At 49.9% G+C, this 21,994-nt stretch carries 18 protein-coding genes, 1 pseudogene and 1 riboswitch; of the genes and pseudogenes, 14 read left to right on the top strand and 5 right to left on the bottom strand.

From position 1 onward, the window contains the following. Positions 1-290 precede the first annotated feature (290 nt). The 4 genes from ETC02_RS14280 (at position 291) to copZ (ending at position 4,348) form a co-directional block, all read left to right on the top strand. The gene (locus ETC02_RS14280; RefSeq protein WP_171698362.1) at positions 291-1,019 is read left to right on the top strand and encodes an urease accessory protein UreH domain-containing protein; all 729 of its coding nucleotides are present in this window, start codon (positions 291-293) and stop codon (positions 1,017-1,019) included. Between the two features lie 380 nt (positions 1,020-1,399). After that, positions 1,400-1,711 (top strand): metal-sensing transcriptional repressor, encoded by a 312-nt coding sequence (locus tag ETC02_RS14275; RefSeq protein ID WP_013523213.1) that lies wholly within the window; start codon positions 1,400-1,402, stop codon positions 1,709-1,711. Between the two features lie 15 nt (positions 1,712-1,726). Then, a complete protein-coding gene (locus tag ETC02_RS14270; protein WP_063211519.1) occupies positions 1,727-4,123 on the top strand; it encodes a heavy metal translocating P-type ATPase in 2,397 nt (798 codons plus the stop codon). Positions 4,124-4,144: 21 nt separating this feature from the next. Beyond that, positions 4,145-4,348: a copper chaperone CopZ gene (gene copZ, locus ETC02_RS14265; protein ID WP_011230404.1), complete on the top strand. Its 204-nt coding sequence runs from the start codon at positions 4,145-4,147 to the stop codon at positions 4,346-4,348. A 218-nt stretch (positions 4,349-4,566) separates the two neighbouring features. On the opposite strand, the gene ETC02_RS14260 is transcribed toward copZ, so the two are convergent. Next, positions 4,567-6,153, bottom strand: coding sequence for a multicopper oxidase family protein (locus ETC02_RS14260; protein WP_171698361.1), 1,587 nt, complete (start codon positions 6,151-6,153; stop codon positions 4,567-4,569). 394 nt (positions 6,154-6,547) lie between these two features. On the opposite strand from ETC02_RS14260, the gene asnB reads away from it, so the two are divergent. From asnB to ETC02_RS14245, 3 genes are all read left to right on the top strand, one after another. Continuing rightward, complete coding sequence (gene asnB, locus ETC02_RS14255) at positions 6,548-8,455, top strand: asparagine synthase (glutamine-hydrolyzing) (protein WP_171698360.1); 1,908 nt, start codon at positions 6,548-6,550, stop codon at positions 8,453-8,455. Positions 8,456-8,656: 201 nt separating this feature from the next. Further along, positions 8,657-8,852, top strand: a riboswitch (cobalamin riboswitch). A gap of 129 nt (positions 8,853-8,981) precedes the next feature. Next, positions 8,982-11,264, top strand: coding sequence for a ribonucleoside-diphosphate reductase subunit alpha (locus ETC02_RS14250; protein WP_063211525.1), 2,283 nt, complete (start codon positions 8,982-8,984; stop codon positions 11,262-11,264). 74 nt (positions 11,265-11,338) lie between these two features. Then, a complete protein-coding gene (locus ETC02_RS14245) occupies positions 11,339-12,379 on the top strand; it encodes a ribonucleotide-diphosphate reductase subunit beta (RefSeq protein ID WP_047757707.1) in 1,041 nt (346 codons plus the stop codon). Between the two features lie 711 nt (positions 12,380-13,090). Here the strand turns inward: ETC02_RS14245 and ETC02_RS14240 are convergent. After that, entirely contained in the window at positions 13,091-13,627 is a 537-nt protein-coding gene (locus ETC02_RS14240; protein ID WP_013146000.1) for an HD domain-containing protein, read from the bottom strand. A gap of 129 nt (positions 13,628-13,756) precedes the next feature. Continuing rightward, positions 13,757-14,110 carry a 2Fe-2S iron-sulfur cluster-binding protein gene (locus ETC02_RS14235; protein WP_063211527.1) on the bottom strand — a complete coding sequence of 118 codons (354 nt, stop codon included), beginning with the start codon at positions 14,108-14,110 and terminating at the stop codon, positions 13,757-13,759. A 136-nt stretch (positions 14,111-14,246) separates the two neighbouring features. Here ETC02_RS14235 and ETC02_RS14230 point away from each other — a divergent pair, with 136 nt between their 5' ends. Beyond that, positions 14,247-14,711 carry a hypothetical protein gene (locus ETC02_RS14230; RefSeq protein WP_033015757.1) on the top strand — a complete coding sequence of 155 codons (465 nt, stop codon included), beginning with the start codon at positions 14,247-14,249 and terminating at the stop codon, positions 14,709-14,711. A 138-nt stretch (positions 14,712-14,849) separates the two neighbouring features. On the opposite strand, the gene ETC02_RS14225 is transcribed toward ETC02_RS14230, so the two are convergent. Continuing rightward, complete coding sequence (locus ETC02_RS14225) at positions 14,850-15,704, bottom strand: family 1 encapsulin nanocompartment shell protein (RefSeq protein WP_063211529.1); 855 nt, start codon at positions 15,702-15,704, stop codon at positions 14,850-14,852. Between the two features lie 15 nt (positions 15,705-15,719). After that, complete coding sequence (locus ETC02_RS14220; RefSeq protein WP_050368404.1) at positions 15,720-16,313, bottom strand: IMEF encapsulin system ferritin-like cargo protein; 594 nt, start codon at positions 16,311-16,313, stop codon at positions 15,720-15,722. A gap of 321 nt (positions 16,314-16,634) precedes the next feature. On the opposite strand from ETC02_RS14220, the gene ETC02_RS14215 reads away from it, so the two are divergent. The 6 genes and pseudogenes from ETC02_RS14215 to ETC02_RS17810 form a co-directional block, all read left to right on the top strand. Further along, the gene (locus ETC02_RS14215) at positions 16,635-17,927 is read left to right on the top strand and encodes an MFS transporter (RefSeq protein WP_050368405.1); all 1,293 of its coding nucleotides are present in this window, start codon (positions 16,635-16,637) and stop codon (positions 17,925-17,927) included. Positions 17,928-17,966: 39 nt separating this feature from the next. Beyond that, positions 17,967-18,950 carry an ornithine cyclodeaminase family protein gene (locus ETC02_RS14210; RefSeq protein ID WP_033015762.1) on the top strand — a complete coding sequence of 328 codons (984 nt, stop codon included), beginning with the start codon at positions 17,967-17,969 and terminating at the stop codon, positions 18,948-18,950. 252 nt (positions 18,951-19,202) lie between these two features. Then, entirely contained in the window at positions 19,203-20,117 is a 915-nt protein-coding gene (gene murB, locus ETC02_RS14205) for a UDP-N-acetylmuramate dehydrogenase (protein WP_015374224.1), read from the top strand. Positions 20,118-20,214: 97 nt separating this feature from the next. Then, positions 20,215-20,751: a diacylglycerol/lipid kinase family protein gene (locus ETC02_RS14200; protein WP_371810215.1), complete on the top strand. Its 537-nt coding sequence runs from the start codon at positions 20,215-20,217 to the stop codon at positions 20,749-20,751. Between the two features lie 45 nt (positions 20,752-20,796). Then, a complete protein-coding gene (locus tag ETC02_RS14195; protein WP_232722136.1) occupies positions 20,797-21,501 on the top strand; it encodes a VC0807 family protein in 705 nt (234 codons plus the stop codon). 366 nt (positions 21,502-21,867) lie between these two features. Next, positions 21,868-21,994, top strand: a pseudogene (locus ETC02_RS17810) (RNA-guided endonuclease TnpB family protein); the annotation flags it as partial.

The following is a 21,994-nucleotide window of genomic DNA, read 5'->3' as shown; positions in this document are numbered from 1 at the left end:
GAGTGTCTTATGCTCTAGCGGCGAAGTGGACACGCCTCAAAGAATAAGGATTGCTTGAAGCAGTCAAACTTCTTTGGAAGCCCCCACTTCAAATTTTCGCTAGAAAATTAAGTGGGGGTAGTTCACGACAAAAAATAACGGTGGAAGTTGGACAAAACTAGCATCAGAAGGGGAAATATAGGGACATGCGGGCGCATGTCTTTTTGTTTGCCTAAAAATATATCGCTCCATAATTTTTGCAAAATTCACTGCTACAATATAAGTAACGGATGGAGAGGGTGAGAAGAAGAGTGTATTCATTCCTAAGCCAAATCAGCAACCTGCTGAGCCAGCCGTTTCTGAATATGGCCAACAGCACAACAGCGCTTCCTGTTTTGTCAGCGTTTCTTCTTGGCATCGTCGGAGCGATGGCTCCGTGCCAGCTGACTAGCAACTTAGGAGCAATCACGTTGTACAGCAACCAATCTCTGCAAAAGGGGATCGCTTGGAAAGAACTGCTTTTATTTATTTTCGGAAAGGTCATCGCTTTTTCCGGGTTAGGCTTGATCGTCTGGTTGATGGGGAAGGAGATTCAAAGTACACTGACACTATACTTTCCATGGTTAAGAAAGCTGATTGGCCCGATTCTTGTTCTCGTAGGCTTGTATTTGTTAGGGCTTTTTAAAATGTATTGGAATGTCACTTTGTTCAGAGTGCCGGAGAGATGGGCAAAAGGAAAAATCGGTTCGTTTTTCATGGGATTTGGCTTTTCGTTGGCTTTTTGTCCAACGATGTTTGTTCTATTTTTTGTTACTCTAATGCCTCTCGTATACTCAACGTCTTATGGAGTGTTGTTGCCGAGCGTCTTTGCCGTCGGAACTTCTGTACCGGTTATTTTCTTCATCCTCATCCTTTGGTACTTAGGATTGAGCGGTGCTGTCATGAAAAAAGGAAGACGGGTAGGGAAGCTCATTCAGCAAACCGCTGGAATTGTGATGGTATTGCTTGGCGTGTTCGATACCATCACTTATTGGTTTTAAAGAAGATGATGCAATAACAATGTTTGGAAGAACGTTTCAAGATGGTTAGGGTGATGTAGTTATAGTTGTATTTTTTCGTCGCAACGAAGAATCCTTTCTAATACCGATAGAAATATGAATTTTGGGGGAATGGATATTGCAATTCGGCAATATAGTCGTTCAGGGCGAAAATCTTTTGCTGATCAGCGGCTTATTGATCAGTTATGTCATGTTTTATTATGGTATTAAAGTATTAAAATTGTGAATTTTTTTGTGGAAAGCGGGCTTTTTCCTGCACAGGTATTGATTACGGTTTTGTGGTGAACATGATTTGTAGAGGGGATCTCTGTTGCATTTTATACCCATTACCGGTATAATGTAATGAAAAGGGGTGATGTTTGATGAACCATTATGAAGATCATCATGTGGATAAAAAAATGGTTCCACGAACAGAACAGGAAATCGAACGCATCATCAAGCGCTTGAAGCGCATCGAAGGACAAGTGCGCGGTGTGCAAAAAATGGTGGAGGACAATCGGTATTGCATCGATATTTTAGTGCAAATTTCAGCGATCAGAGCGGCGTTGAACCAAGTCGGGCTGCAGCTGCTTGAACGCCACGTGAGCCATTGCGTGGCGAAAGCGATCCGTGAAGGGAGCGGAGACGAATCGATTCGCGAATTGATGGATGTGATGAAACAATTTTCGAAGTAAGGGGGGAAACGGGAAATGGGAGAGCCGAAAACCGTGACGCTGAAGGTGACCGGCATGACATGCGCCGCGTGCGCCAATCGGATTGAGAAAGTATTAAATAAGATGGGTGGCGTCAAAGCCCATGTCAATTTGGCCATGGAAAAAGCCACGATTCAATACGATCCATCGAAGCAAACGATCGCCGATATCGAAACGAAAATTGAGAATTTGGGGTATGGCGTTGCGACGGAAAAAGTGACGCTTGATATTGAAGGAATGACATGTGCGGCCTGTGCGACGCGGATTGAAAAAGGGTTAAATCGGATGGAAGGTGTGACAAGCGCTGCTGTCAACTTGGCGACAAACAGCGCGGTGGTTGAATACAAGGAGGGTGTTGCATCTGTCGAAGACATTTTAGAGAAAATCAAAAAGCTTGGGTACAGGGGGCAAATTCGAAACGAAGAACAAGACCATGCTGGTCGGAAAGAAGAGCGGCTGAAACAAAAACAACGGCAACTCGCCATTTCCATCATCTTATCGTTGCCGCTGCTTTATACGATGCTGGCTCATATGCCGTTTGATATCGGCTTGCCGATGCCGCAGCTCTTGATGAATCCGTGGTTTCAGCTTCTTTTCGCTACACCGGTTCAGTTCTACATCGGCGGTCCCTTCTATGTCGGGGCGTATCGGGCGTTGCGAAACAAGAGCGCGAACATGGACGTCCTAGTGGCGCTTGGAACATCGGCTGCGTACGTTTACAGCTTGTACGAAGCTTTTCGGACGCTTGGGAATCCTGACTATATGCCAAGACTGTATTTTGAAACAAGCGCCGTCTTGATTACGCTTGTGCTTGTCGGCAAATACTTTGAGGCTCTTGCGAAAGGGCGGACAACCGAAGCGATCTCGAAGCTAGTCAGCCTGCAGGCAAAGGAAGCTACTGTCATCCGTAATGGGGAAGAAATAAAAGTTCCGCTCGAGGAAGTGGTGATCGGCGATACGATCGTTGTTAAGCCGGGAGAAAAAATTCCGGTAGACGGTATGGTCATCGCCGGAGCATCTTCCGTAGACGAATCGATGATTACCGGTGAATCGATCCCGGTTGATAAAAAGGAAGGCGACTATGTGATCGGGGCGACGATGAATACGAATGGCGTACTGACCATTCGTGCCGAAAAAGTCGGAAAAGATACCGCGCTGGCCAATATCATTAAAATCGTTGAAGAGGCGCAAGGGTCGAAAGCCCCGATTCAGCGGATGGCGGATACCATTTCCGGCATTTTCGTACCGATTGTTGTCGGAATTGCGGTTGTTGCATTTATGATCTGGTACTTCTTTGCTGCGCCGGGTGATTTGGCGAAAGCGCTTGAGGCGGCCATCGCCGTTCTTGTCATCGCGTGCCCTTGTGCGCTCGGTTTGGCCACACCGACATCGATTATGGTCGGCACCGGCAAAGGGGCAGAACAGGGAATTCTCTTTAAAGGAGGTGAGTACCTAGAGAGAACGCATCAAATCAATGCCGTATTACTCGATAAAACAGGAACCGTGACAAAAGGAAAACCGGAAGTCACCGATGTGCTGGCCTTCCGCGAGGACATGCTCGATTATGCGGTTTCCGCCGAGAGCGCTTCGGAGCATCCGCTGGCTCATGCGATTGTGGAATACGGGAAGAAACAAGCGATTTCGCTGAAGCCATTGGAGCACTTCTCCGCCATTACCGGCCACGGAATTGAAGCGGTCATTGACGGAAAAAGCATCCTTATTGGGACGCGAAAATTGATGAAGGAACGCTCTGTAGCGATTTCTGTGCATGAAGATAAAATGGTAGAGCTTGAAAAACAAGGGAAAACAGTGATGCTCGTTGCCATCGATGGACAGCTTGCCGGCATCATTGCGGTCGCGGATACGGTAAAAGAAAGCTCCAAAGAAGCCATTCAAACATTAAAACAAATGGGCATCGATGTCTATATGGCAACAGGGGACAATCAACGGACAGCGGAAGCGATCGCCAATGAAGTCGGCATTGAGCATGTGTACGCCGAGGTGCTCCCGGAAGACAAAGCGAACATCGTCGAGGAATTGCAAAAGCAAGGAAAACGTGTGGCGATGGTCGGTGATGGCATTAATGACGCTCCAGCTCTTGCGAAAGCGGATATTGGGATGGCGATTGGCACGGGAGCTGATGTCGCCATCGAGACCGCGGACGTGACCTTGGTCGGCGGCGATTTACGCCATATCCCGAAAGCCATTGAGTTGAGCCGCCAAACGATGAAAAACATTCGGCAAAATCTGTTCTGGGCGTTGTTTTATAATACGATTGGCATTCCGGTCGCCGCTTTCGGATTATTAGAACCATGGATCGCGGGAGCAGCGATGGCGTTCAGCTCGGTGTCGGTTGTTACCAACGCGCTTCGTTTGAAACGCGTGAAACTATAAACATTTAAGGAGGAATGGATGATGACGATTACATTACAAGTACAAGGAATGACATGCGGACATTGCAAAGCGGCAGTGACCAATGCCCTTCAAGCGTTGGATGGCGTCAGCCGTGTAGAGGTGCATTTGCAAGAAGGTACGGTTGATGTGGAGTATGATGAAACAAAGGTCAGCGTAGAAAAACTGAAAGAAGCGATTGAAGAGCAAGGATATGATGTGAAATAACATACGGAAGGTGCCCCGAAGTGATGACGGGGCACTTTTTTATCCAGAGCGTAACGGGACATTGTCACTGCCTAAACGAGTTCTCGGATGGGGAAAGTTTTTTCTCTTCTTGAAGAATATCGGGAAAGCGGGATGTTATAATGAAAATAACAGGCGCGGAAAAAAAGAGGGACTGACCCAAAACGCGTTTGTGTTTTGGGTCAGCCCCTTCAGCTTTTTTATTCACCTTTATTCGTTGTGTCATTCGGATCTGGGGTATAGTCCGATTTGTAATCGGTATATTTGACTTCTGTCACCATTCCCGCTGAAGCGTGGTGCAAGTCATGGCAATGGAACATCCAATTTCCCGGATGATCTGCTTGAAACGCGACGACATATTCTTCACCAGGGTTTACATTTAAGGAATCCTTTATCAATGGAGAGCCTGTGACCGGCTTGCCGTTTTTGCTTAACACTTGGAAGAAATGGCCGTGTAAATGCATCGGATGTACATCCATCGGCGAGTTGTTCACGATTTTTACTTTTACGAAATCTCCTGTCTTCACATGAATAGGCGCTGTGTCAGGATACGTTTTCCCATTAATCGTGAAAATCATGCCATTTTTGCCCATGGCCGTTCCTAAATCCATTGTATACTCTACATCATATTTTTGGTCTAACGTAAATGGACCTGTTTCATATTTTCCATATGTTGTCATATCCGCGACAGGGAGGTTTTCTTTTGCATTTGCTTTGTCCGTATTGTTTGCTTGTCCTTCGTATTGAATTTTCACTTTCATGCCATCGGTGCCTTTCATATTGCCGTGGCATTCCAGCAGCCATTCACCCGGGTTATTGGCGATAAACTCAATGTCGTAGCGCTCACCCGGAGCGATATTCAACAGTTCATCTTTGATTGGTTGCGGATCTTTTAACGGCTGCCCGTCAGTTGCGACAATTTTAAACTCATGACCATGCAGGTGAAGTTTGTGGGCCATGTATCCTGCGTTTACAAGGCGAAGCCGCACCTTTTCGCCTTTCTTCACTTTTAAAGGTTTGACAGCGGAACCGCTTTTCCCGTTAATCGTGAAAATATCATACATATTCATATCATGGCCCATGCTGCTCATATCCATTTGTTGATTATCAGAGCTATTTCCATTATTCATATTACTATGATCCATGCCGCTCATATTCATGTCCATATGGCTTTCGGCGTCCGGGTCGCTCATCCATTCATCTAATACAAGCGTGTAATCTCGATCGACTTTTTCTTCATTTTTCGGTTCTACGATTAATGTACCGTATAATCCCTTGTCCACTTGCTCGGCGCTTTTTTGATGGGAATGATACCAATACGTTCCCGGCACGGTTGCTGTAAATTCATACGTAAACGTTTCACCCGGTTTAATGGCGTCCATCGTGACACCCGGTACTCCATCTTGGTTATTTGGAACAGGGTAGCCGTGCCAGTGAATCGTTGTCGGTTCCGGCAATTCATTTTTTACTACGATTTTTACTTTGTCTCCTTGCTTCACGCGGATTTGTGCACCAGGCACGGATCCATTATACGTGTATACCGGGAGTTTGATTTGACCATTAATGGGTAATAACGCTTCCTTCGCAGTAAGGTGAATTTCTTTCCCGGATAATACTTCTGTATTGGTTGCTAAAGGCAATTGCTGCTTGCTCGTTTCAGCGGAAGTATTTTCTTTTTCCATATTCATGCCGGACATGTCGTGTCCCTGCATGGAAGATGGATTTGAGCAAGCTGCGCCAATCGCTGCTACTCCTGCGAAAATGGCGCCAAGCAGCCATTTTTTCATGTCGTTTTCCCTCCTTAAGCTTGTAGTGGGAGATGCAATGATATGATAAAAAATAGATGTGCAAAATGTATGGAGAAAATCGTTCAACTGAAATGTAAAAAAAGGCAAGCGATTCGGATTCACCGATGTCTAACGGTGGTAGGTAATCGCCTGCCGTCCCATTTGAACCCAAGCGTCGATAAAGTCTTGTTTCGGCTTTATCGTTAATATTATGAGGAACTGAAAATCTTGCAAGCAGTGTTCCTGAAAAAATGGAAACAGATTGTTTTTGAAACTTGACGTTGTGTACGATAGAATGAAAGTATCTTTGTATCCATCATTTTAGTTTTAAACAAAAAGGTTTTTCGTGTAGTTTTTGGATTCTTCTTAGCAAAGTGGGGGGACAATCATCGCCATGTGCGGTTTTATTGGCTGTATTCATGATCGCCCGAGAGCGATTGAGCAAACATGGAAAACAACGTTGGTGGAGATGAACCGCCTGATTACCCATCGCGGCCCCGACGATGAGGGGTATTTTTTTGATGACTACGTGAGTTTTGGTTTTCGGCGTTTGAGCATCATCGATCTGGAGGCGGGACATCAGCCGCTGTCTTATGAAAACGATCGATATTGGATCATTTTTAACGGGGAAATTTACAACTATCTTGAATTGCGGGAGGAGCTGGCGGCGAAAGGATATTCGTTTGCGACGCATTCGGATACTGAGGTGATTGTCGCCCTTTACAGCGCCGAAAAAGAAAAAGCGGTCGAAAAACTGCGCGGGATGTTTGCGTTTGTCATTTGGGACAAGCAAGAGAAAACGGTGTTTGCGGCGCGAGATCCGTTCGGCATTAAGCCGTTTTTTTATGTGGAGCAAGGAGACCGCACGTTTTTCGCTTCGGAAAAGAAAAGCATCTTGCTCGCTCTGGGACAGGAGTCGCTAAACGGCGATTCCCTGCAGCATTATTTAACATTCCAATATGTCCCTGAGCCGCTGACGATGTCGGCCGGCATTTACAAGCTGGAGCCGGGGCATTATCTCAAGAAACAAGTCGGAAAACCGCTCACCATTCATCGTTATTGGAAGGCATCCTTCGAGCCCATTCGCCAATCGGAAGAGGAGCTTGTCAAGCAAATCCGCGATGCGCTGTTTGATTCGGTCAACGTCCATATGCGCAGCGATGTGCCGGTCGGTGCGTTTTTGTCGGGAGGCATTGATTCATCGTTCATCGTCGCCATCGCGAAACAATTCCATCCGCACCTGAAGACATTTTCCGTCGGGTTTGAGCGGGAAGGGTTCAGTGAAATCGATGTCGCAAAAGAAACCGCAGAGAAGCTTGGGGTAGACAACATTAGCTATGTCATCTCACCGCAGGAGTATATGGAAGAGCTGCCGAAAATTATGTGGCATATGGACGATCCGCTTGCCGATCCTGCGGCTGTGCCGCTGTATTTTGTCGCTCGTGAGGCGAGAAAGCATGTCACGGTTGTGCTTTCCGGCGAGGGGGCGGACGCGCTGTTTGGCGGCTACAACATTTACCGCGAACCAGAGTCGCTGCGGCTGTTTGTGCGTATGCCAAACATCGTAAAAGCGGTGTTGCGGGTGATCGCGAAGATGCTTCCGGACGGGATGAAAGGAAAAAGCTTTTTGGAGCGCGGCACGACGCCGCTTGAAGAGCGGTATGTCGGCAATGCCAAAATCTATAGCGAAAAGGAAAAAGCGGCGCTGCTCAAAACGTACCGAGGAGGGTGCGAATATACGGCGGTGACGGCTCCGTTTTACCGCGAAACGCTTCATGACCCGCCCGTCAACCGGATGCAGTATATTGATCTTCATACATGGCTAAGGGGCGATATTTTAGTCAAAGCGGACAAAATGACGATGGCCCATTCGCTTGAGCTGCGCGTTCCCTTTTTAGACAAAAAGGTATTTGAGGTTGCTAGGCAAATCGCCCCTGATATGAAGATAGCCAACGGTACGACGAAATATATTTTACGTAAAGCCGCCGAAGGCATCGTACCGGATCATGTGTTAAACCGGAAAAAATTAGGGTTCCCCGTGCCGATTCGCCACTGGCTGAAAAACGAAATGTATGACTGGGCGAGACAGCTCATCAACGAAAGCGAAACCGATCATCTGTTCCATAAGGACGTGCTCTATCGGCTGCTGGATGAACATGCCCGCCACAAGGCGGACCACAGCCGCAAGCTGTGGACGGTCTTGGCGTTTATGGTTTGGCATCAAGTGTATGTGGAAAAGAAGTACGATTTTGCTCCATCCGTACAAAACGAGAAGCGGCCAGCGTCTGTTTTGGAGGCGTAGCAGGGAAACGATAGGGCGTTCTAAGGGCGACACCTAGAACGCCTTTTTCGATGGTGCGGACAGTTTCCTTGCCTTTGGCGAAGCGAAAGAGAAAATTTGCTTTCTCCCGCTCTTGCAATTTTCCCGGTTTTGGTATATGCTTGTTCCATCAGGATGCTAAACTACTATATATTGGTTTTGAGGTCTTTTTTTACAACTACATATTGTTCTGCTAAGCAACGGTGTCCATCAGGACTTAATAGGGAATCCGGTGCGAATCCGGAACTGCCCCCGCAACTGTATGTGCGGACGAAATGGGATGGCCACTGGCGGCAAGAGCTGTTCGGCGCGCCGCTGGGAAGGCCCCAAAGTAGGACGATGCACGAGTCAGGAGACCTGCCTTGCTTGGAACGTTTCATGTTCTTCGGGGTGTGAGAAGATGAAACGATAGGGGAAAAGAACAAGGGGTTCGTCTGCCTTTTTTCGTCTGTCGTTTCATCCGCTCGCCTGCCCGAGCGGATTTTTTTATGGAGGAGAGGGGAAACGAATGACAGTGTCCACGAAGTCTATTGTTGTCGATGATCAAGGAAAAGAGAAATCATTTTCGCGCGAGGAGTTTGCTAGGTTGGTGGAGCAGGCGGCGGCAGACTTTGTCCGTTTGTCGCTCGAGGAATATGAAGAACGTGTATGGCAGCTTCTCAGCCGAAAAGAGATGGTCACCTTCGAGCAGCTGTATCAAACCGCCATTTTGGAAGGGCTGTCGTATATTAGTGAGGAGGAGCCGGACTGGACGTTTGTGTGCGCCCGGCTGTATTTGCGGCAATTGTACCGCGAGGCGGCGCGGCAGCGCGGGTACGAGGAACGCGAGCGGTATGGCGATTTCTACTCGCTGCTTGTTGCGCTGACGGAACAAGGGGTGTACAGTCCGTTCTTGCTTGAACGTTATACGAAAGAAGAAGTCGACGCCATCGGTGCGTTTCTTGATCCGGAGAAGGACAAGCTGTTTACGTACATTGGGCTGCGCACGCTCGCGGACCGGTATTTGGCGCGCGATTATGAGCGGCGGTTGTATGAATTGCCGCAGGAGCGGTTTTTGGTCATTGCCATGACGCTCATGGCGAATGAACCGCAAAAGCGGCGCCTTGCGCTCGTGAAGGAAGCGTATTGGGCGTTAAGCAACTTATACATGACCGTGGCGACGCCGACGCTTGCCAACGCTGGGAAGTCGTACGGCCAGCTCTCAAGCTGCTTTGTCGATACGGTCGATGACAGCTTGCAAGGAATTTATGACAGCAACACCGACATCGCCAATTTGTCGAAATCGGGCGGCGGCATCGGCGTCTATTTAGGCAAAATCCGTTCGCGCGGCAGCGACATTAAAGGGTTCAAAGGGGTCTCTTCCGGCGTCATCCCGTGGATGAAGCAGTTGAACAATACAGCGGTGAGCGTCGATCAGCTGGGGCAGCGCAAAGGGGCCATTTCCGTCTATTTGGATGTATGGCATAAAGACATTTTTGCGTTTCTCGATGCGCGGCTCAACAACGGCGACGAACGGCTGCGGACGCATGATTTGTTCACCGGCGTGTGCATCCCGGACTTGTTCATGGAGCAAGTCGAACAGCGCGGCGACTGGTACTTGTTTGATCCGCATGAAGTGCGGAAGGTGATGGGGTTTAGCTTGGAAGATTTTTATGATGAGGAAAAAGGGCGCGGGAGTTTCCGCGAGAAATATTGGCAATGCGTCAACGAACCAAGGCTGTCGAAAGAAAAAGTGCCGGCGATCGACGTGATGAAAAGCATTATGCGCAGCCAGCTCGAGTCGGGGACGCCGTTTATGTTTTACCGCGATGAAGTGAACCGGCAAAACCCGAACCGCCATCTCGGGATGATCTACTGCAGCAACCTTTGCACGGAAATCGCGCAAAACCAAAGCCCGACAGTGACGAAGCGGCAATATGTGAAAGACGGGACGATCATCATTGAGAAAATCCCAGGCGATTTTGTCGTCTGCAACTTATCGTCGATCAACTTGGCGCGGGCGGTGACCGACGGCGTTTTGGCGCGGCTGATCCCGATTCAAATGCGGATGCTCGATAATGTCATTGATTTAAACAATATCCCTGTGCTGCAAGCCGGCCTGACGAACGAAAAATACCGCGCTGTCGGGCTTGGAACCTTTGGCTGGCATCATTTGTTGGCGTTAAAAGGCATTCGCTGGGAGTCGGACGAAGCGGTCCGCTATGCCGACGAGCTGTATGAAACGATCGCGTATTTGGCGATTCAAGCGAGCATGGAGCTCGCCAAAGAGAAAGGGAGCTACCCGGCGTTTCCAGGATCGGATTGGCAGACAGGCGCTTATTTTGAGCGGCGCGGCTACGAAAGCCACGGTGAATTGGATTGGGATCGGCTGAAGCAAGACGTGGCCCGCTATGGGATGCGAAACGGCTATGTGATGGCGGTGGCGCCGAACGCCTCGACGTCGATCATCGCCGGCAGTACAGCGAGCATTGACCCGATTTTCTTAAAAGTGTACGCCGAGGAAAAGAAAGATTATAAGATTCCCGTTACGGTGCCGGATTTAAACGAACAGACGACATGGTATTACAAATCGGCGTACCATATCGACCAGCGCTGGAGCATCAAGCAAAACGCCGCCCGCCAGCGCCATATCGACCAAGCCATCTCCTTTAACTTCTACGTCGTGAACACGATTAAGGCAAAAGAGCTGCTCGATTTGCATTTGACGGCGTGGAAGTCGGGGCTGAAAACGACGTATTACGTGCGTTCGACATCGGGGACGATCGACGAGTGCGATTCTTGCGCGAGCTGACGGTCTTCCCCCGGACGTTGCCGATTCCGGGGAAAGATTCACGCCGAAGCTTAGCTGAAAGGGAGGAATGGATCATGACAATCAGCTTAGTCAAACGGCCGATTATGGATCCAGAGGCGCCGAACCGTTCGACGGGCATTATCAACGGCCGCTGCTCGAATGTGTTGAACTGGGACGATATCGCCTACCCATGGGCGTATGCGAAATATAAGCGAATGCTCGCCAACTTTTGGACACCGTTTGAAATCAATATGGCGCAAGATGTGAAGCAGTTTCCGCAGCTGACCGCCCGCGAACAGGAGGCGTTTTTGAAAATCATCGGCCTGTTGGCGCTGCTTGACAGCATTCAAACCGATTACGCGGGACGTGTGGCGGATTACATTACCGATCCAAGCATCAATGCCTTGATGATCATGCTTGCCCAGCAGGAAGTCATTCACAACCATTCGTATTCGTACGTGCTCTCGAGCCTTGTGCCGAAAGCAAAGCAAGATGAAGTGTTCGACTTTTGGCGAAACGAACCGACGCTGCGCAAGCGGAACGATTTTGTGACGAACGGCTACAAGGCGTTTGCCGAAGAGCCGAATGTGGAGAACTTGCTGCGGTCGATCGTCTTTGACGTTATTTTAGAAGGATTGTTTTTCTACTCGGGGTTCGCCTTTTTCTACAACCTCGCGCGCCAGCAAAAAATGGTGGCGACGAGCACGATGATCAATTACATCAACCGTGACGAGCACATTCATGTTGATTTGTTTACAAAAATTTTCAAGGAAGTGTTGAACGAATACCCAGAGTATCGGACGCCGGAGCTTGCCGATTTCGTCCGGAACACGTTTATGAAAGCGGCAGAGCTGGAAATCGAATGGGCTCGGGAAATCATTGGGAATGACATCGATGGCATCGACTTGGCTGATTTGGAAGCGTACATTAAGTTTTACGCCAACGTCCGCGCCCACCAGCTCGGATTTGACCGCCCGTTTGACGGCTACCGGACGAACCCGCTCCGCTGGATTAAAGCGTATGAAGAAGTTGACCTTGGCAAATCAGACTTCTTCGAGCAAAAACCACGCCAGTATACGAAAGTACAAGTCGATAATGGGTTTGATGAGCTGTAAGGAAACCCGCGTTGGGGCATCGTCCAACGCGGTTTTTTACCGGAAAACATGATTAACGGAGGGATTCTCGCTGCATTATACAATGGGGAAGAGAAAAGGAAAAGAGATGTTGCGGCTTGTTGTCGGACGGTAGGCTTGGGCGCCTTACCTTGGTATAATGAGAAAAAACGTCCTTGTGAACTACCCACCACCTACGCTTCGCTTAGAGATGGGGGCTTCGAGCGACTTGTGTGTGTTCGCCGAACGGTAAGCCACACACAAGAACCCTTTACGCTTCCCTTCGTTCCGAAGGTGTCCGTTCTAGCCATATTCTATCCTATTCGTTGGCTGACGCCAACCGACATTCATCTCCCACTTTCACTTCGCTTCGAAGTGGGAGACTTCTTTCGGAAAGATGTTAAATTGAACATTTACGAAGAAGAGAGCGGTAAGTGCAGGAAAACGGTGCGTTGCGACGGTGCTCCAAGGCTTTCCGTTTTTTAGGAAGAACGGCAGCGGGCGTTTTGGCGGGACAGATGGTGCCAAGCAGTCTTAAAGCGTGAGTGGACGATGAGGATATAAGAGGGCATTCGATGGTGTGTATCGTTCTGTGTCGCTGGCGCGCGAGCAGCCCACCTGATGAAAGGGTGAGCTGTTTCCGTTCAGAGCATACATTGTTCGTGGCGATGTTTCGCGTCTGTTCAAGGGGAATGGCGACATCAAGGCAAGCGGTCAAACAATATCCCCGAGTCGCTCTTTTCCGTGCTGACGGCTGACGAGTTCGTCGAGCTGGCGGATTTTTTTCCACGCTAAGTCGTCGCTGATCGTTCGATAATGGTGGCGGCCGCCGGGCTCCTCGTCGGCTTCGTCGGCCCATTTGACGATGGCTTGAAGCGGCGTTCGTTTCCATTCTCCTTCTGGAAGGTAGGAATCGGTATGAAGCAAAATCGCCAGGGCAATTTCCTTAGCGTTTTGCGGATGTTCGCCAAGGCGGATCAGCAGCTTATGGGCGCGCTCGGCCCCTTTGATGGCATGGATGTCGTTTTGCCGGTATTGTTCGTAGTCCCAACGGCCGTTTTTGTACCATGTGTAATGGCCGATATCATGAAGCAGTGCCGCTTTTGTCGCCAAGTCGACGTTCACTCCGTGGCGGAGGGCAAGGTGGTAGGCATGGTACGCCGCGGTGATGGCGTGGGCGAGGCCGGATCGTTTTAAATATTTTTGCGCAATCGGATGGGCAAAGACGTCGGTTAAGGTGACCGTTCTCATAGGCATCCCCTCCGTTTTTTGTATTTCTCACCATCATACCATGGCGTAAAGAGTCAGGCAATGAGAGAAAGTAGGTGGGAGCGGTTGCATGGGAAAAAATAAGCCGATCGTGCTAAAATAGCGCTCGGCTTATTGGATTTGTGCTTGGCAGGCAAGCCGTTTGGCTGGTTGATCCGTTTTTTCGCGCTCGCGCCGCGTTTTCGGAGCGAGAAGGTGGGCGCCAGCCAGAACAGTGACCATGCAACGGCCGCACGTTCCTTTTTTGCATTTGTGATCGAGCAGCACACCTTGTCCTAGGGCGGCGTCAAGAAGCGAAACGCCGGGGGCTGGCTGCACGGTGAACGTTTTCCCGTTTTGTTCGATTTGAATGACAGACGGCCGCACGGCGGACGGCCCATCGGGCTTAGGCGGCGCGGCAGAACTAGAGCGCTCCGATGGCCGGACGGCAGGCTTCAGTGAGCCGACCGTGAATGTTTTACCCATTTTTTTACACATCTCCTTTAAATTACATGGTTAGTTTGAAAATGAATCTCATTTACATCCGGGTGAATGATTGGTATCATAATAGTAAAAGAAATTGCGAAAACGCCATCTTGGCTAGGGACAAGGGGGAGACACCATGGGCATTCCGATGAACGGACTGCGCGATATGAAAGCGATTTTGGCCAACGAGCGAAAAGTCGGCGGCGCCATCGAAGCTGCATTTCTCCGTCTCCGCTCCGGCGAAGAATACCGAAACGCCTGTATCGTTCATATCGATCAGCTGGGCGCTCAATATTACTCTGTCGGCTTTGTGACCGAGCAAGGAGATCGGATGGTTGTCAACGTCCACGACATTAGCGTCATTTCCGCGCCCGAACATAAAAAAATCCGTGAGCTGAACAACGTCGCTTATAAACGGGAAGCCATCCACAACAAGCGGCGCTATTTAAAACGGCTGTTCGATATTTATCAAGGCAGCTATACCGTCCATTTTTGGCAGGAAGCGAAAATGATTATCGATGACATTGGTGTTGAGGCGCTCAGTCCGGAATTGTCGCTGCTCGTTTCGAACGTTCAAGACCAAGCAGCCCGCACCGCTTAATGGAACCATCAACAAACCGCCCGGCGACTTGCTTTGTCGTCGGGCGCGTTTTCGTGAAGGAGAACCCTGTTTTTACAGCGCGGGTCGATGGCTTTCCGCTCTTCTTGCCGTCTGACGGCAAGGGAGGCTGTGCACCGTTCATGCCGACTCGTTCGGGTCTTCGAGCGTGCAGATGGCGCTTGGACGTTTGATGCGCGGTACGACGGACTCATAGACGCGGAATAGGTAGTTCATATTTTCTGTGTCTAAAAACGCAGTTTGCATGTCGACCGCGACAGCAAGATCGATGTTTTGTCGGCCGGCATCGATAACGACGCCGCGTTTGCCTTTAATGACTGGCGTTTGGTAAATGCCGGCGGTCATCAGCTCGCGGATGTGCTCAATTTCAAGCACGTGCGTTCCTTCATGGACGCGGTGGATCAACGCATACAACTCCGGTGACAGGACGAGTGCGTATGGACCGGTATGGCCGAGCTGAAGCAGCTTGTTGCGCGCTTCAACGACGTCGGCGAAGGCGTTGCCCGATTTCATCCAGTCGCTGCGAATGTGGGCGATTTTTCCTTTCACGTTCATAATGCCCGGTACATCAAATTCAGCCGAACCGTTGAAAATCAAATCGTCCTCGAGCAGCGCGCACTGCTGGGCGGCGTTGGCGGCGGCGGAAAAGTCGATCGGGCTGCCGAGCTGTTTCGCCTGTTCAATGTCACGCCAGTACAAAATAAAGTCTTTATACAAAAGCGGGATCGTTAAATGCACGCGGCGCGCCGGCTCGGAAAGGCTCAGCTCTTTGCCGTGGAAGCTCATGTCCCCCTGTTCCGGGTTCATATAAATATCGTTGGCGACCGACTGGACGCCTTCGCCAAGCGGACCGTACAAATCGATAAACCTACGTCCGACGAGCTGGCGCCGCGCCGTTTCAATGACCAGTTCGTCAAGCTCGCCCCATTGGCTGCTTGTGAGCGGGGCTTCTGGATACAGCTTCGTTTTATCCATGTTTCCTCTCCTTTCTTATCCGTGTTTTAAGCTGCCGACTGTCAGCTGCCGTCTTGTTCCGATCGATGGGCGGACAGGCGCCGGGTCGGAAGGCGGGACGGCGTACTGCGCCAGTTTCAAATGGTCTTTTTGATGCTCTTTTTCGTCAGTCGGCACTGAAGCGTCGAAAGACAATGGCGCATCGAGCGCACGGTTGAGCGTTTCGAGAGCGGCTTTCATCTGTTGGTAGTCCGCCGCGGTCATGTCGCGCAGCGCCACAATCGCCGGTTCATGTTCCGTTCCTTTATAGTGGAAGAGGGACAAATCGAGATGCTCCAAAAAGTTGTGCAAGCCGAATTTTTCAAGGCTGATGTCTTGCAACAGGCGCAGAAAGTCGCCGTTTTCCCGCGATAAGAATGCTTCGTCCGCCAATGCCTCCTCCAACTTTGGAAGCAAGGCGGTCAAACGGTCAAACCGGTGTTCCTCTTCTTCGTAAATATGATGCCAATACAGCCGTTCATGGTCGTCCGCGGCTTTTTCAATCGTCGGCTCTAAAATCGCTTGAAACTGGCTGAGCGCCTCTTTCGACCGGCCGAGAATGGCGCTGACTTCCGCTAATGTGTCGTACAATGGACTCCCTCCCATGAAATGGTTGTTACCATTTTTTCCATATGTATATGATTGTAAACCTCTTTGCTCTCGTCCGCATTACACATAGGCAGCCGTGTAGCCGACAGCACTTGCCTGTGGGCACGCTGTCATGGGAAAAAGATTGTCCTGTTCTTGAAGAGCTATGTAAGGGTGTGCAATGAGAAGGACGCTTTCCATAGACGTTGAAAGGAAAGGAGCTAGAGAAGTAGATGTATTTGTCGAATATTTTTGTATTTACCGTCAGTTATTATTTTGATATATTCAAAGTGATGAAAGATATTGCAACCTGGGAGGGAGACAATGGAAAAAGGGGTATCGAAACGGGTTTTAGTCGCCAGCCTTGTCGGCAGTTCGATTGAGTGGTTTGACTATTTTTTGTACGGAACGGTCGCGGCACTTGTGTTCAATCAATTGTTTTTTCCGAGTAAAGACCCGACCGTTGGTTTGCTTTTATCATACTCATCATTTGCCCTTTCATTTTTCATTCGCCCGTTAGGCGGCATTGTGTTTAGCCATATCGGCGATAAAATCGGGCGAAAGAAAACGCTCGTTTTAACGTTAAGCCTTATGGGGATTGCCACAGCTGGCATGGGGCTGTTGCCAACGTATGAGATGATCGGCATATGGGCGCCGGTGCTGCTCATTTTGCTTCGCCTCGTTCAAGGGATTGGTCTTGGCGGTGAATGGGGAGGGGCGCTGCTATTGGCGGTGGAATATGCACCGAAAGAAAAGCGCGGACTGTTCGGCAGCATTCCACAAATGGGAGTGACGATCGGACTGCTTCTCGGGACGTTTGTTATGTCGCTTATGACGCTTATGCCGGATGAGACGTTTATGTCATGGGGATGGCGCATTCCTTTTCTGTTAAGCGCGCTGCTTGTCGTTTTTGGGTTATGGGTGCGCCATGGCATTGATGAAACGCCTTCGTTTAAGAAAGTAAAAGAAACTGGTCAAGTGGCGAAAGTGCCGCTTGTGGAGACGCTACGGACTCAATGGAAGGAAGTACTGATCGCCATTGGCGGCAAAGTCGTGGAAACTGCTCCGTTTTACATTTTCGGGACGTTTATCGTGTCGTATGCGACAACGAACTTAGGTTTCTCGAAAACAGCAGCATTAAATGCGGTCACCGTGGCGACAATCGTAACAACGATTCTGATTCCGCTGATGGGCAAGTGGTCAGACCGGTACGGCCGCAAGCCGCTTTACATTGCCGGGACTGTTGGGATGATGATCTATGCGTTTCCGTATTTTTGGCTCTTGCAACAAAAATCAGTCGCCTTGTTGATAATAGCGACCGTCATTGGTCTCGGCATTATTTGGGCGCCGATTACGGCTGTGCTCGGCACGATGTTCTCGGAAATTTTCCCGTCCAATGTTCGATACACAGGGATTTCGCTCGGCTACCAAATTGGCGCCGCACTAGCGGGAGGAACGGCACCGCTCATCGCTACGGCATTGCTGGCGGCGTATGGGAACTCTTATGTGCCGGTGGCCTTATATATTGTATTAGTCTCGCTTATTTCGCTGGCCGCTGTCTGGTCTGTGCGCGACCGCAAACATGAAGAACTTGATGAGCAAGACGGAATCGCGTAACGCGGTTCCGTTTTTTCAGCGTATTGAAGGAGGGGGATTATGCTTATTTTGTCAGAACAAGAAATTCAACGCATGTATACGATGAAGGATGCCATTTCCGATGTAAAAGAAATGTTGCGACAAAAACAAGCAGGGAAAGTGATCACCCCTGATCGCACGGTGCTTCCATTTCCGAATCATGATGCTTCGATTTTGTATATGCCATCCGCTGAGGAGGGGGCAGCAGTGGTGAAGGTGGTCAGCATTTTCCCCCATAACCCTGCAGCAGGAAGATCGACCACCCAGGGGATCATGGTGCTTACGGATGCGAAAACGGGGGAACATCGGATGGTTTGTAATGCCACGTATTTGACGAGACTGCGCACGGGGGCGTTATCCGCCATTGCAGCTGATTATTTGGCGACACAGGCGGCGTCGCGGCTAGCGGTGATCGGAACAGGGGCGATGGCCAAAGAACAAGTGGTTGGCATATTGGCAGTGAGAGCGATTGAACGTATATTTCTGTACAACCGAACGAGGAAAAAAGCAGAAGACTTGGCGGCGGGACTGCATCAACTGGTTCGGGAATGGACAGGGAAGGTATATGTGGTGGATGAGGCGGACGAAGCCGTTCGCCAGGCCGACATCGTGGTATGCAGCACGCGCTCGGAACAGCCGGTGTTTTCCAGTCAAATGTTGCGGCCAGGCATGCACATTAGCGCCATTGGCTCGTACTTGCCACATATGCGCGAGTTGGATGTGGAGACTATTGTCCAAGCGGACCGCATTGTCGTCGATACACTTGAGGGCGTCAGGCATGAGGCAGGAGAACTCATTCAGGCGGCTGAAAGTGGAAGATGGTCTTTTTCTCAAATTGATGCCGAAATCGGGGAACTCGTCACCGGAGAGAAAGCTGGGCGGCAACACGATCAGGAAATCACCTTATTTAAATCGGTCGGAGCGGCTTTCTATGATTTGGCTGTGGCGATTGGCGTCTATCAAAAAGCGAAGGAGCTCGGAGTAGGACAAGAAATAGAATTATAGGGGATGGGAATGAGGATATGCTGCTTTGTTTCTGCCATTTTGGCGAGAAACAGGAATCCATTTTCCGGACGGTTGCCCGTCCGGTTTTTTGTTCTTTTCCATCCGACGTCACCTTTTGGCCCAGTCCCGAATAAAACAGAATTAAGGAACATTGCCCACTTGATATGCGGCGCGATTCCGGCGATAATGGAAACGATGTGGAATGAATGCCGCCAAGCGGCATGGAATGAGCGAAGAAGGTGAGACAGAACGATGAAACGTGCGGAACATATTTATCAAAGACTCGTAGAGATTTGTGGGGAAAGAAACGTCCTGCGCGATGAGCCGATGAAAAACCATACATTAGTGCGGATCGGCGGCAAGGCTGATTTTCTCGTCTGGCCGGAAACGTACGAGCAGGTCATTGAGGTGTTGCGGCTGAAAGAGGAGTACGGCCTGCCGTTTACCCTTCTCGGCAACGGTTCGAACGTCATCATCCGCGACGGCGGGCTGCGCGGCATTGTCATGCAGCTGAAGCATCTCAACCGCATTTGGCGTGAAGGAAACAACGTGATCGCCCAAAGCGGGGCGGATATTAAAGCGGTGTCGCGGTTCGCGCTCGAACAACATCTCACCGGGTTGGAGTTTGCCTGCGGCATTCCGGGATCGGTCGGCGGAGCGATTATGATGAACGCCGGAGCGTACGGCGGGGAAGTGAAAGATGTGCTTGACCATGTCAAGGTGGCGACGCTCGCCGGCGAGTTGAAAACATTGACAAACGAGGAACTGGAGCTCGGTTATCGAACAAGCATCATCAGCCGGACGCATGATATTGTGCTTGAAGTTGTCTTTTCCCTGCAGCCGGGCGACTATGCACAAATCAAGGCGAAAATGGATGATTTAACATTTCAGCGCGAATCGAAACAGCCTCTTGAGTATCCGTCGGTCGGCAGCGTGTTTAAGCGGCCGCCGGGCTATTTCGCCGGCAAGCTCATCCAAGACAGCGGCCTTCAGGGAAAAGGATTCGGCGGTGCGGAAGTGTCGACGAAGCACGCCGGATTCATCATTAACAAAAACAATGCGACGGCTGCCGATTACATCGCGACGATCGACATGGTGCGCAAAACCGTAAAGGAGAAGTTCGGAGTTGATTTAGAGCTGGAAGTGAAAATTATCGGTGAGGAATGATGACTGATCCGAATCCGGTTTGCGGGTTCGGATTTTTCTTATTTCGCCGAGAGGAAAAATGAAACAAACCGCCAATAGGTAAGAAAAGGGATTATCCGTGCCCGACGGCGCGTTTGCCAACAGCGTCGGCTGCGGTTTTGACGCCCATATCGCCCGCATGGCCAACCGTTCGGCATGGAAAGGGCGGTTCAATCGTGTTGGGCTTGGCTCGCTTATTTACGTGCTTTATTTAGTGATAGAGCTATTCCGCTATCGACCCGTCGATCTTGACATTTGCATTGACGGGCGAAACTATTCATTTCAGCAAGCTTGGATGGCGACTGTGTCCAATCATCCGTACTACGGCGGAGGTATGCGCATCGCCCCGTCCGCCCGGGGTGATGACGGCTTGCTTCATGTGACGGTCGTCGGGCCGATGCAGCGTTGGAAAATTCTTGCGCTGTTTTTAACTGTATTTTGGGGCGGGCATGTGCGAATGAAAGAAGTTTCCGTGTTTGCCGGGCGGAACGTGCACATTCGCCCCGCCGCTCCCGTCCCCGTTCACGCTGATGGAGAGGAAGTGGGGGTGGGAGAGGTGTCGGCTTGGATTGAGGCTAAAAGGATGCGAGTCATTGGCGCGGAACTCGGTGAATGATGAGGGCGTATGTGAAAAGAGAAAGGGGGAGTGAGGAGACAAGTGGTGGGGAAGCGGATGGTCATGTTTGATGTCGTATTCTATGTGGTGTTTCCGATCGTGCTCTGGCATGCATTGCGCAGCCCGGTTGGGGAGTACGGGGCGATGTTGATTTGTACCGTGCCGGGAGCGGTTTATACCGTTTATCGCTATTGGCGTATTCGCAAAGTGCAATGGTTCGGCACGTTTTTGATTGTTAATCTGGCCGTTAGTACGCTGTTGAACATATTCGCTGGCTCTGCGTTGCAGATGTTATGGAATGACGTCTGGTACTCGATTGTTTTGTCTGTCTTTTTTTTGGTGACGGTCGTTGTCAAGCGCCCGTTGTTGCTTTATTTTTCTCTTGATTTTGTGGAAATGCAGGGGGCTCCGCGCTCGGTCATGAAAAGACGGTTTTTGGAACGTGATGTCTTTTCACTTTTTCAATGGATCACTGTTGGTTTTGCTTTGCGCGACGGGCTGTTGGCGGCGATTAAGGCGTACTTGATCGTTCGCTACGACGTCGAAGCGTTTGACCGTGCGATTGTCATTCGCGAAGGCATTGGTTGGGGGATCACGATTCTCTGTATGTTGGGGTTTGTCCGTATTTCGAAAATCATCTCGGAGCGGGAGACCGCTGTCTCGTCTTCCGCCGGTGCGCTATTTTTCGACTGTGAGAGCGAAAAATCAGGCGAAAGAAACAGAAAAATAGGAAAGAAAGGGAAATGGTGAGAGTTCCTTCACGGTTTGGCAGTCAACCGCTTGTTTGCTATAATGGAAACAAGTTTGACAAAGACGATATCCGAGGCGGCTCCTGCCAATTTGTTTGGTGGGAGTTTGTTTTTGCGATGAGCGCCCGGCAGAGGAAAACGGGATGGCCAATGCCATGCCGAGCGAAAACGAAAGGAGCAAACCGGTTATGACGGAGCGGGTGGATGATATTGTTGAGGTTTGTTTATCTTAATTAGGCGAGAAGACTCCCACTTCAACGAAGCGAAGCGGAGTAAGTGGGAGATGAATCGCCTTAACTATATTTTGCTGAAAATAGGATAGATTCAGTAAAATATAGTATCATATAGTTAGATGGGAGGTGAAAACATGTATTTTTGTATCAAACAACAGCTAAATGGTTTGACCAAAGAAGAATACTTGACTCTTCGAGAACTGTGCCATATTGCCAAGAACATGTACAACGTCGGATTGTACAATGTCAGACAATACTATT

This window comes from Geobacillus sp. DSP4a, assembly GCF_013096875.1.
In the GTDB taxonomy this organism is placed as follows: Bacteria; Bacillota; Bacilli; order Bacillales; family Anoxybacillaceae; genus Geobacillus; species Geobacillus thermophilus.
This window is presented reverse-complemented; position numbering and strand designations above follow the sequence as displayed.

Coding starts and splice junctions, on each gene's coding strand:
- ETC02_RS14225 (WP_063211529.1), bottom strand. CDS start 15,704: ATGGATAAAACGAAGCTGTATCCAGAAGCCCCGCTCACAAGCAGCCAA.
- ETC02_RS14215 (WP_050368405.1), top strand. CDS start 16,635: ATGGAAAAAGGGGTATCGAAACGGGTTTTAGTCGCCAGCCTTGTCGGC.
- ETC02_RS14230 (WP_033015757.1), top strand. CDS start 14,247: ATGGGCATTCCGATGAACGGACTGCGCGATATGAAAGCGATTTTGGCC.
- ETC02_RS14275 (WP_013523213.1), top strand. CDS start 1,400: ATGAACCATTATGAAGATCATCATGTGGATAAAAAAATGGTTCCACGA.
- ETC02_RS14260 (WP_171698361.1), bottom strand. CDS start 6,153: ATGAAAAAATGGCTGCTTGGCGCCATTTTCGCAGGAGTAGCAGCGATT.
- asnB (WP_171698360.1), top strand. CDS start 6,548: ATGTGCGGTTTTATTGGCTGTATTCATGATCGCCCGAGAGCGATTGAG.
- copZ (WP_011230404.1), top strand. CDS start 4,145: ATGACGATTACATTACAAGTACAAGGAATGACATGCGGACATTGCAAA.
- ETC02_RS14250 (WP_063211525.1), top strand. CDS start 8,982: ATGACAGTGTCCACGAAGTCTATTGTTGTCGATGATCAAGGAAAAGAG.
- ETC02_RS14210 (WP_033015762.1), top strand. CDS start 17,967: ATGCTTATTTTGTCAGAACAAGAAATTCAACGCATGTATACGATGAAG.
- ETC02_RS14240 (WP_013146000.1), bottom strand. CDS start 13,627: ATGAGAACGGTCACCTTAACCGACGTCTTTGCCCATCCGATTGCGCAA.
- ETC02_RS14235 (WP_063211527.1), bottom strand. CDS start 14,110: ATGGGTAAAACATTCACGGTCGGCTCACTGAAGCCTGCCGTCCGGCCA.
- ETC02_RS14245 (WP_047757707.1), top strand. CDS start 11,339: ATGACAATCAGCTTAGTCAAACGGCCGATTATGGATCCAGAGGCGCCG.
- murB (WP_015374224.1), top strand. CDS start 19,203: ATGAAACGTGCGGAACATATTTATCAAAGACTCGTAGAGATTTGTGGG.
- ETC02_RS14270 (WP_063211519.1), top strand. CDS start 1,727: ATGGGAGAGCCGAAAACCGTGACGCTGAAGGTGACCGGCATGACATGC.